Source organism: Pseudomonas sp. Sample_20, from assembly GCF_004307585.1.
GTDB lineage: Bacteria > Pseudomonadota > Gammaproteobacteria > Pseudomonadales > Pseudomonadaceae > Aquipseudomonas > Aquipseudomonas atacamensis.
Genome location: NZ_RCOA01000059.1, coordinates 1 through 10,332, shown reverse-complemented (window position 1 = coordinate 10,332; position 10,332 = coordinate 1). Strand labels below are relative to the sequence as shown.

Here is a 10,332-nt window from a genome sequence, read left to right as displayed (position 1 = left end):
CCTCTCGCCCGCCGACGCTAAGACCAAGCGGGCAGCCCAACAGGTTGAAAAACGAATGAATGCTCTTGCCCGCCGCGCTGCTGGCCTGCTGCTCAGCGCAGTCTGCCTGCCCCTTTCGGCCCTGGCGGCCGACCCGCAACCGACCCATGAATTCACCCTCGACAACGGCCTCAAGGTCGTCGTGCGCGAAGACCATCGTGCGCCGGTGGTCGTTTCGCAGATCTGGTACAAGGTCGGCTCCAGCTACGAGACTCCGGGGCAGACCGGTCTGTCCCACGCGCTCGAGCACATGATGTTCAAGGGCAGCGAAAAAGTCGGCCCCGGCGAAGCCTCGCTGATCCTGCGCGACCTCGGCGCCGAAGAGAACGCGTTCACCAGCGACGACTTCACCGCTTACTATCAGGTGCTGGCCCGCGATCGCCTCGGCGTGGCCTTCGAGCTTGAAGCCGACCGCATGGCCAACCTGCGCCTGCCGGCCGACGAGTTCGCCAAGGAAATCGAAGTCATCAAGGAAGAGCGCCGCCTGCGCACCGATGACAAGCCGATGTCCAAGGCTTACGAGCGCTACAAGGCCATGGCCTACCCGGCCAGCGGTTACCACACGCCGACCATCGGCTGGATGGCTGACCTCGACCGCATGAAAGTCGAGGAACTGCGCCACTGGTACCAATCCTGGTACGCGCCGAACAACGCCACGCTGGTGGTGGTCGGTGACGTCACTCCGGACGAAGTGAAAACCCTCGCCCAGCGTTATTTCGGCCCGGTCGCCAAACGCGACGTGCCACCGGCGAAAAAACCGCTGGAACTGGCCGAGCCCGGCGAACGCCAGATCACCCTGCGCGTGCAGACCCAACTGCCGAGCCTGATGCTTGGCTTCAACGTGCCGAGCATTGCAACCGCTGAAGACAAACGCTCGGTCAACGCCTTGCGCCTGATCTCGGCGCTGCTCGACGGCGGCTACAGCGGACGCATCCCGGCGCAACTGGAACGCGGCGAAGAGCTGGTCTCCGGCGGCTCGTCGGACTATGACGCCTACACCCGTGGCGACAGCCTGTTCACCCTGTCGGCCACGCCAAATACGCAGAAGAAAAAGACCATCGCCCAGGCCGAAGCCGGCTTGTGGAAACTGCTTGAGCAACTGAAAACCACCGCGCCGTCTGCCGAAGAGCTGGAACGCGTCCGCGCTCAAGTCATCGCCGGCCTGGTCTACGAGCGTGACTCGATCACCAGCCAGGCCACCGCGATCGGTCAACTGGAAACGGTCGGCCTGTCGTGGAAGCTGATGGACACCGAACTGGCCGATCTGGAAAGCGTGACCCCGCAAGACATCCAGAACGCCGCGAAAAAGTATTTCACCCGCGAACGTCTCAGCGTCGCCCACGTCCTGCCTTTGGAGACGACTCATGAGTGAGCGCAAAACCCCACGCCTGATGCTGCTTGGCCTGATTGCTGTCGCGGTGATCGGCTCGGCAGCGGTTTATTTGTCGCCAAGCGCTGACAGCAAGGCCAGCGAAGCACTGGATAACGCCAAGTCCAGCCAGAAACTGCAATCGCTGGCCGAACTCGACGGCAAGGCCCCGGCCAGCCGCAAGCTCGACGTACAGACCTGGAACACCGCTGAAGGCGCGAAAGTGCTGTTCGTCGAAGCGCATGAGTTGCCGATGTTCGACATGCGCCTGATCTTCGCCGCTGGCAGCAGCCAGGACGGCAACGCGCCCGGCCTCGCGGTGCTGACCAACGCCATGCTCAACGAAGGCATTGCCGGCAAAGACGTCGGCGCTATCGCTCAAGGGTTTGAAGGCCTCGGCGCCGACTTCGGCAACGGTGCGTTCAAGGACATGGCGCTGGCTTCGCTGCGCAGCCTGAGCGCACCTGAGCAGCGTGAACCGGCGTTGAAGCTGTTCGCCGATGTGGTCGGCAAACCGACCTTCCCCGCCGACTCCTTCGCGCGCATCAAGAACCAGCTGCTCGCCGGTTTCGAATACCAGAAACAGAACCCCGGCAAACTGGCCAGCCTGGAGCTGATGAAGCGTCTGTACGGCGAGCACCCGTACGCGCATTCCAGCGATGGCAATGCGCAGAGCGTGCCGAAGATCACCGTCGCGCAATTGCGCGAGTTCCATGCCAAGGCCTACGCCGCCGGCAACGCTGTGATTGCACTGGTCGGCGACCTGTCGCGAGCCGAAGCCGAGGCGATCGCCAATCAGGTCTCCTCTGCCCTGCCGAAAGGCCCGGCACTGGCGAAAATCGCCGCACCGCAGGAACCGCAAGCCAGCGTCAACCACATCGAGTTTCCGTCGAAACAGACCAACCTGATGCTCGCGCAACTGGGCATCGATCGCGACGATCCGGATTACGCCGCGCTGTCGCTGGGCAACCAGATCCTCGGCGGCGGTGGTTTCGGTACGCGCCTGATGAGCGAAGTGCGCGAGAAGCGCGGCCTGACCTACGGCGTGTATTCGGCGTTCAGTCCGATGCAGGCCCGTGGGCCGTTCATGATCAACCTGCAGACCCGCGCCGAGATGAGCGAAGGCACCCTGAAACTGGTGCAGGACGTACTCGCCGACTACCTGAAAACCGGGCCGACACAGAAAGAACTCGACGATGCCAAGCGCGAACTGGCCGGCAGTTTCCCGCTGTCCACCGCGAGCAACGCCGACATCGTTGGCCAGCTCGGCGCGATGGGCTTCTATAATCTGCCGCTGAGCTATCTCGACGACTTCATGCGTCAGTCGCAGAGTCTGACTGTGGAGCAGGTCCGCGCTGCGCTGAACAAACACCTGAGCACGGAGAAAATGGTCATCGTCACCGCTGGCCCGACCGTGCCGCAAAAGCCGTTACCGGCCCCATCTGATAAACCTGCCGAGCAACCGCTCGGGGTTCCGGAGCATTAATGGCCACTCGAGCACCGAAAAAACCTGTGCAAAACGTGCACAACGGCGTCAATCAGCTGCGCATCATTGGCGGCCAGTGGCGCAGCCGCAAGCTGAGCTTCCCCGACGCACCGGGCCTGCGCCCGACCCCGGATCGCGTGCGCGAAACCCTGTTCAACTGGCTCGCGCCGTATGTCGAAGGGGCGAAAGTGCTCGACCCGTTTGCCGGCAGCGGCGCGCTGTTTCTCGAAGCCCTGTCCCGTGGCGCGGCCACGGCCCAGGCGCTGGACGCCAGCAACGTTGCGGTTTCCAGCCTGAAACAACACCTCGGCACCCTGCGTTGCAGCAACGGCCAGGTGCAAACCGCCGATGCGCTGCGCTACCTGGAAACCCAGACCGCGACGCCGTTCGACCTGGTGTTCCTCGACCCGCCGTTCAACCAGAACCTGTTGCCAGCGGTTTGTACCTTGCTGGAAGAGCGCCAATGGCTGGCGGCCGATTCGTGGATCTACACTGAAAGCGAAACAGCGCCATCGACGCTGGGCCTGCCGGGCAACTGGCGCCTGCATCGTGAACAGAAATCCGGTCGGGTTTTTTACGCGCTGTGGCAGCGCACGGCGGACATCGCCGGCTGACAAGGTCGCAAGCAACCTGCGGCGAGGGGGCGAGCTTCCTCGCCACAAGCCCATCGAGAATCATCGTGCCCCCTTCGCCAGAACGCTTCATCCCCGCCTTCGGCCTCGGCAATCCGCATCTGCAAACCCTGTGGGGGCCGCTGTGGCGCAAGACCGTGCACATCGAGCGCGAACGCGAACGCCTGTGGCTCGAGGACGGCGACTTCCTCGACCTCGACTGGCACGGCCCGCACAGTGCCGAGGCGCCGTTGGTACTGGTGCTGCACGGTTTGACCGGCTCATCCAATTCGCCCTATGTGGCGGGCATTCAAAAGGCCTTGGCCGAGCAGGGCTGGGCCAGCGTCGCGCTGAACTGGCGCGGTTGTTCCGGCGAGCCGAATCTGTTGCCGCGCAGCTACCACTCCGGCGCCAGCGAAGACCTTGCCGAAGCCATCCAGCACCTGCGCGCCAAACGACCGTTGGCGCCGTTGTACGCGGTCGGCTATTCACTGGGCGGCAACGTGCTGCTCAAGCATCTGGGTGAAACCGGCAGCAACAGCGGTGTGCTCGGCGCGGTGGCGGTGTCGGTACCGTTCCGTCTCGATCAATGTGCCGATCGTATCGGCCAAGGGTTTTCGCGGGTGTATCAGGCGCACTTCATGCGAGAGATGGTCGCCTACATCAGGAACAAGCAGCGTCAGTTCCAGCATGACGGGCGCGAAGACGGCCTGGCGAAACTGGCCGCGCTCGGCTCGCTGGAAAACATGCGTACGTTTTGGGATTTCGACGGCCGGGTTACCGCGCCGCTGCATGGTTTCACCGATGCCGAGGATTATTACCGCCGCGCCTCGAGCCGCTATTACCTGGGCGAGATCCGCACGCCGACGCTGATCATTCAGGCGGCGGACGATCCGTTCGTATTTCCCCACAGCCTGCCGCAAGCCGACGAGTTGTCAGCCTGCACCCGGTTCGAATTGCAGGCGCGTGGCGGTCATGTCGGTTTCGTCGACGGCTCGGTGCGCAGGCCCGGGTATTACCTCGAGCGGCGTATCCCGCAATGGCTGGCCGCACTCGGTCAATGAGCGCCGCATATCCCTTGCAGGAGTGAGCCTGCTCGCGATGGCGCTGTCTCAGTCGACACGATGCTGGATGTGCCGGCGCCTTCGCGAGCAGGCTCGCTCCCACAAGGGATCTGCGCTTTGATCAGATTTTGCGATGTGACACAAGACTTTGTGGGAGCGAGCTTGCTCGCGAAGGCGTCATGTCAGGCATTGAATTGCCAGACTGACACACCGCCATCGCGAGCAGGCTCACTCCTACAGGAGATCGCTGTGTTTATTCGCCGGTGGCAATGCCGCGCGACGGTTCGTTGATCCACTCGCTCCACGATCCGGCATACAGCGCACCCAGCGGATAGCCAGCCAGGCACAGTGCGAACAGGTTATGGCACGCCGTCACCCCGGAGCCGCAGTAGGCGACCAGTTCCGACGGTGAGCGATCACCCAGTTTCGCGGCAAAGCGCTGCTTGAGCTGCTCGGCCGGCAAAAACCGTCCATCACTGCCGAGGTTGTCGGTGAACGCCGCGCACTGCGCGCCGGGAATGTGTCCGGCGACCGGATCGATCGGTTCCACTTCGCCCTTGAAGCGCGGCAAGGCGCGGGCGTCGAGCAGGGTCAGCGTTGGCTGGCCGAGGCGTTGTTGCAGTTGCTCGGCGCTGAGCAGCAGGCTCATGTCCGGCTGACCGCTGAAGTGGCCCGGGGTCATGCTCGGCGGATCCAGGCTCAGCGGCAGGCCGGCCGCGTGCCAGGCCTTGAGCCCGCCATCGAGAATGAACACGCCGTCGCGCTTGCCCAGCCATGCCAGCAACCACCACGCCCGCGCCGCGTATGCACCCGGGCCGTCGTCGTACAAAACCACATCGCTGTCGTTGCTGATGCCCCAGGCTTGCAGGCGTTCGATCAGCGCCGCCGGCTCGGGCAACGGATGACGCCCGGTCACGCCCTTCTCGACTTTACCGCTCAGATCCCGTTCCAGATCGGCGAAACTCGCTCCGGCAATGTGCCCTTCGGCGTAGCTGCGCTGACCGTAATCCGGATCTTCGAGGGCAAAACGACAATCGAGAATCACCAGCCCCGGCTGCTCTTTGCGAGCGTCCAGTGCTTGTGGGCTGATCAACTGCGCAATCGACATAACGGGCTCCTGTGGAATTCGGCTGAACGGTTTATTTCACGTCTTCAAGGGCCTGCGCCAGCGGCACGTAGAACTCGTCGAACAGTGCGTTGACTTCATCCCGCGCCTGATCGGTAACAAACCCTGCTTCCAGCACCAGCACCTGATACACGCCACGCTTCACGGCCTGTTCGCTGAGGTGGTTGGAGTTTTCCCGGGTGGTGCACAGAAAACGCACCCACGAGGTCAGGATGATCCACGCGTTGAGGGTCAGCGACTCGATCTGCACGCGATCCATTTTCAGAATGCCGGCGGCGACAAAACCTTCGTAGATTGCGGCCCCCTGGATCACGCAGCGCTGGGAGAAACGCCGATAACGCGCGGCCAGTTCCGCATCGCTGTCGAGCAGATGCTCGAGGTCGCGATGCAGAAAGCGGTAGCGCCACATAGCCGAAAGCAGTTCCTTGAGATAGAAACGCTTGTCCTCGACGGTCGCCGGGCGGCCCTGAGGCGGACGCAGAAAGCTGTCCACCAGGGCTTCGTACTCACTGAACAACACGGCGATGATCGCCTGCTTGTTGGGGAAGTGGTAGTACAGGTTGCCCGGAGAAATCTCCATGTGCGCGGCGATGTGGTTGGTGCTGACGCTGCGCTCGCCCTGCTGATTGAACAGCTCCAGGCTGTTCTGAACGATGCGCTCGCTGGTTTTTATTCGTGGGGCCATGGCTTGAGCTTTAATTCAGAGTGCGTTGACGGCGCATCTTACGACCTAACCGGAAATGGATAAAACACTGACGTGCGCGGAAGTCGTTTGACTTTCTAGAGCTTAGACTCTAAAAAGTGCCCACTACAATAAAATCCGGAGCCCGCGATGACTGCCGACATTGCCTACCTGCAAACGCTGCAACAGCCTCTTGAAACCCTTGATCGGCAGTTCCAGGCACAACGGGCTGCGTATGCCGCCAACCCGATGCCGCCGGCCGCACAGCGGCAACAATGGCTCAAGGCTTTGCGCGATCTGCTCAGCGCTGAGCGGCAGGCATTGATCGACGCGATCAGCGCCGATTTCAGTCACCGCAGCGCCGACGAAACCCTGCTCGCCGAGCTGATGCCGAGCCTGCACGGCATTCACTACGCCAGTCGTCACCTGAAAAACTGGATGAAGCCCTCGCGGCGCAAGGTAGGCATGGCGTTCCAGCCTGCTTCGGCGAAGGTGGTTTATCAGCCGCTGGGCGTGGTCGGCGTGATCGTGCCGTGGAACTACCCGCTGTATCTGGCCGTGGGGCCGATGGTCGGCGCCCTGGCTGCCGGCAATCGGGTGATGCTCAAGCTCAGCGAGTCCACCCCGGCCACCGGACTGCTGCTCAAAGAACTGCTGGCGCGGATCTTTCCCGAAGACCTGGTTTGCGTGGTGCTGGGCGAAGCGGATGTCGGCGTGGCGTTCTCGCGTCTACCGTTCGATCATTTGCTGTTCACCGGCTCCACCAGCGTCGGCAAACACGTTATGCGCGCTGCGGCGGAAAACCTCACGCCAGTGACGCTGGAACTGGGCGGCAAGTCGCCGGCCATCGTCTCCAGAGACGTACCGCTCAAGGACGCCGCCGAACGCATCGCCTTCGGCAAGACCCTCAACGCCGGGCAGACCTGCGTCGCGCCTGACTATGTGCTGGTGCCGGAAGACCGCGTCGGCGCTTTCGTCGAGGCCTATCGTCAGGCTGTGCAAGGCTTCTACCCGACCCTGGCCGACAACGTCGACTACACCGCGATCATCAACGAACGCCAACTGGCCCGGCTGAACGGATACGTCAGCGACGCGACTAGCAAGGGCGCGCTGCTGATCCCGCTGTTCGAACAAGGCCAGGGCCGACGCATGCCGCACAGCGTGCTGCTCAATGTCAGCGATGAGATGACCGTGATGCAGGACGAAATCTTCGGCCCGTTGCTGCCAATCGTGCCTTATCGCGATCTGGAGCAGGCATTCGCTTACATCAATCAGCGGCCTCGTCCTCTGGCTCTTTACTACTTTGGCTACGACAAACGCGAGCAGCATCGCGTACTGCACGAGACCCATTCCGGCGGTGTGTGCCTGAACGACACCTTGTTGCATGTCGCTCAGGACGACATGCCCTTCGGTGGCATCGGTCCCTCGGGCATGGGCCATTACCACGGCCACGAAGGTTTCCTGACGTTCAGCAAGGCCAAGGGTGTGCTGATCAAACAGCGCTTCAACGCGGCCCGGCTGATCTACCCGCCTTACGGCAGATCGATTCAGAAACTGATTCAGAAACTGTTCATTCGCTAAACGTTCGTCGACGCCGGGTAATAACAACAATGCACCCAAGCCTGACCGAAACACCCGCCCTGTCGCGCCGTGGCCTGCTGAAATTCAGCCTCGGCGCCAGCGCGTTTCTCGCCACCGCCGGCCTTGGCGCCAGCCTCACTGGCTGCTCGTCGAGCGTCAGCGCCAACGGCTTTGTGGTTTTGCGCGATGGCGATCTGCTGTTCCTGCGCGCGCTGATCCCGGTGATGCTCGACGGCGCCGTCGTCGCCGGGGAAATGCCCGCAGCGGTCGACGGCACGCTGAAGTCGCTGGACTACAGCCTCGATCACGTGTCGCCGGAAATGCTCAAGCTCACTCGGCAACTGTTCGACGTGCTGGGCATGGCCGTAACGCGTGGCCCGCTTACCGGCATCTGGGGCAGTTGGGAAAACGCCAGCGCTGAAGCGATGCGGCATTTCCTCGAACGCTGGGAGAACAGTTCATTGAGCTTGCTGCGCATGGGCCATAGCTCATTGCAGCAGATGGTGATGATGGCCTGGTACACCCGCGCCGAATCCTGGGCGCATTGCGGTTATCCCGGGCCGCCGAAGGTCTGAAACCGGGGGGCGCTCTTCGCGAGCAGGCTCGCTCCCACATTTGAAATGCATGTCCCTGTGGGAGCGAGCCTGCTCGCGAAGGGGCCAACTGCATCACCTCAGCATCCAGAATAATAAAGAGAACCTGACCGATGCCCGTACCCGATCCCTTCCGCGAAGGCCTCGCCCGAGGCTGGAAAACCTACAACGGCGCGCAACTGAGCGACGACCTCACCCTCGAAGCCGACGTGGCGATCATCGGCAGTGGCGCCGGCGGCGGCACCACGGCGGAGATCCTCAGCGCGGCCGGCTACAAAGTCCTGCTGATCGAAGAAGGCCCGCTGAAGACCAGTTCGGATTTCAAACTGCTCGAAGACGAGGCTTACAGCAGCCTCTACCAGGAAGGCATCGGGCGCATGAGCAAGGACGGCGCGATCACGATCCTGCAGGGCCGCGCGGTCGGCGGCACGACGCTGATCAACTGGACCTCGAGCTTCCGCACACCCGAGCCGACCCTCGAACACTGGGCCAGCGAGCACAACGTCAAAGGCCATAGTCCGGCAGAGATGGCGCCGTGGTTCGAAAAAATGGAGCAGCGCCTCGGCGTCGCGCCGTGGATGGTGCCGCCCAATGCCAATAACGATGTGATTCGCAAAGGCTGCGAGCAACTCGGCTACAGCTGGCACGTCATCCCGCGCAACGTTCGCGGTTGCTGGAATCTCGGCTATTGCGGCATGGGCTGCCCGAGCAACGCCAAGCAATCGATGATGGTCACGACCATCCCGGCGACGCTGGAAAAGGGCGGCGAGCTGCTGTATCTGGCGCGGGTGGAGAAGCTGCTGATCAGCGGCGACAAGGTTACCGGCCTGCATTGCGTGGCGATGGACGAGCGCTGTGTCGAGCCGACCGGGCGCAGCATCAGCGTCAAGGCGCGGCATTATGTGCTGGCCGGCGGCGGCATCAACAGCCCGGCGCTGTTGCTGCGCTCCGACGCGCCGGATCCGCATGAGCGCGTGGGCAAGCGCACCTTTCTGCACCCGGTGAACATGTCCGCCGCGCGTTTCGCCGAGGTGGTCAATCCGTTCTACGGCGCGCCGCAGTCGATTTATTCCGACCATTTTCAGTGGAAGGACGGCACCACCGGGCCGATGGCTTTCAAACTCGAAGTGCCGCCGCTGCACCCGGCGCTGGCTGCCACGCTGCTGGGTGGTTTCGGCCGGGAGAACGCCCAGCACATGGCCGACCTGCCGCACACCCACGCGATGCTGGCGCTGCTGCGCGATGGCTTTCACCCGGACAGCAGCGGTGGCTCGGTGGAGCTGCGCGGTGATGGCTCGCCGGTCCTCGACTATCAGGTTTCGCAATACGCATGGGACGGTTTGCGCCGGGCCTTTCACGTCATGGCCGAAATCCAGTTCGCCGGCGGCGCGCAATCGGTGATGCCGATGCACGCCGACGGCCGCTATGTGAAGACACTGGCCGAGGCGCGCTCAATGATCGATGGATTGAGCCTGGAGCTGTACCGCACGCGACTCGGCAGCGCCCATGTGATGGGTGGTTGTGCGATGGGTGAAGATCCGCAAAGCGCGGTCGCCGACAGCCTCGGTCGCCATCATCAACTGCGCAATCTGTCGATTCACGACGGCTCGCTGTTCCCCACCAGCATCGGCGCCAACCCGCAGCTGTCGGTGTATGGCCTGACCGCGCAACTGGCGACAGCCTTGGCTGACCGACTGAAAAATCCATGAAAAAGCAGAATATTCCTATCGTCTATAGTGCTTTCTTACCCAACAGGCGACTTGGCCGACCGGGAAGGCTGC

The 10,332-nt window shown here is 62.8% G+C and carries 9 protein-coding genes; 7 read left to right on the top strand and 2 right to left on the bottom strand.

What is annotated here, in order from left to right; all coding sequences use genetic code 11:
- Positions 1 to 55: 55 nt before the first annotated feature.
- The 4 genes from D8U70_RS12825 to D8U70_RS12810 all read left to right on the top strand — a co-directional run bounded on the left by D8U70_RS12825 (position 56) and on the right by D8U70_RS12810 (position 4,569).
- Positions 56 to 1,411 carry a pitrilysin family protein gene (locus tag D8U70_RS12825; protein WP_071172213.1) on the top strand — a complete coding sequence of 452 codons (1,356 nt, stop codon included), beginning with the start codon at positions 56 to 58 and terminating at the stop codon, positions 1,409 to 1,411.
- Positions 1,404 to 2,894: a pitrilysin family protein gene (locus D8U70_RS12820; RefSeq protein WP_130929028.1), complete on the top strand. Its 1,491-nt coding sequence runs from the start codon at positions 1,404 to 1,406 to the stop codon at positions 2,892 to 2,894. Before D8U70_RS12825 ends, D8U70_RS12820 begins: the two co-directional genes overlap by 8 nt.
- Positions 2,894 to 3,508 carry a 16S rRNA (guanine(966)-N(2))-methyltransferase RsmD gene (gene rsmD / locus D8U70_RS12815; protein ID WP_130929027.1) on the top strand — a complete coding sequence of 205 codons (615 nt, stop codon included), beginning with the start codon at positions 2,894 to 2,896 and terminating at the stop codon, positions 3,506 to 3,508. Before D8U70_RS12820 ends, rsmD begins: the two co-directional genes overlap by 1 nt.
- Before the next feature lie 65 nt (positions 3,509 to 3,573).
- Positions 3,574 to 4,569: a hydrolase gene (locus tag D8U70_RS12810; RefSeq protein WP_130929026.1), complete on the top strand. Its 996-nt coding sequence runs from the start codon at positions 3,574 to 3,576 to the stop codon at positions 4,567 to 4,569.
- Between the two features lie 253 nt (positions 4,570 to 4,822).
- Here D8U70_RS12810 and D8U70_RS12800 read toward each other — a convergent pair whose 3' ends face one another.
- Positions 4,823 to 5,677, bottom strand: coding sequence for a sulfurtransferase (locus D8U70_RS12800; RefSeq protein WP_130929024.1), 855 nt, complete (start codon positions 5,675 to 5,677; stop codon positions 4,823 to 4,825).
- A gap of 31 nt (positions 5,678 to 5,708) precedes the next feature.
- Positions 5,709 to 6,380, bottom strand: a complete 672-nt coding sequence (locus tag D8U70_RS12795; RefSeq protein ID WP_016772708.1) for a TetR/AcrR family transcriptional regulator — start codon at positions 6,378 to 6,380, stop codon at positions 5,709 to 5,711.
- Between the two features lie 147 nt (positions 6,381 to 6,527).
- On the opposite strand from D8U70_RS12795, the gene D8U70_RS12790 reads away from it, so the two are divergent.
- From D8U70_RS12790 to D8U70_RS12780, 3 genes are all read left to right on the top strand, one after another.
- Positions 6,528 to 7,958, top strand: a complete 1,431-nt coding sequence (locus D8U70_RS12790) for a coniferyl aldehyde dehydrogenase (protein WP_016772707.1) — start codon at positions 6,528 to 6,530, stop codon at positions 7,956 to 7,958.
- Between the two features lie 29 nt (positions 7,959 to 7,987).
- Positions 7,988 to 8,533, top strand: coding sequence for a twin-arginine translocation pathway signal protein (locus D8U70_RS12785; RefSeq protein WP_130929023.1), 546 nt, complete (start codon positions 7,988 to 7,990; stop codon positions 8,531 to 8,533).
- Positions 8,534 to 8,664: 131 nt separating this feature from the next.
- Positions 8,665 to 10,260: a GMC family oxidoreductase gene (locus D8U70_RS12780; protein ID WP_130929022.1), complete on the top strand. Its 1,596-nt coding sequence runs from the start codon at positions 8,665 to 8,667 to the stop codon at positions 10,258 to 10,260.
- The last annotated feature ends 72 nt before the right edge of the window (positions 10,261 to 10,332 follow it).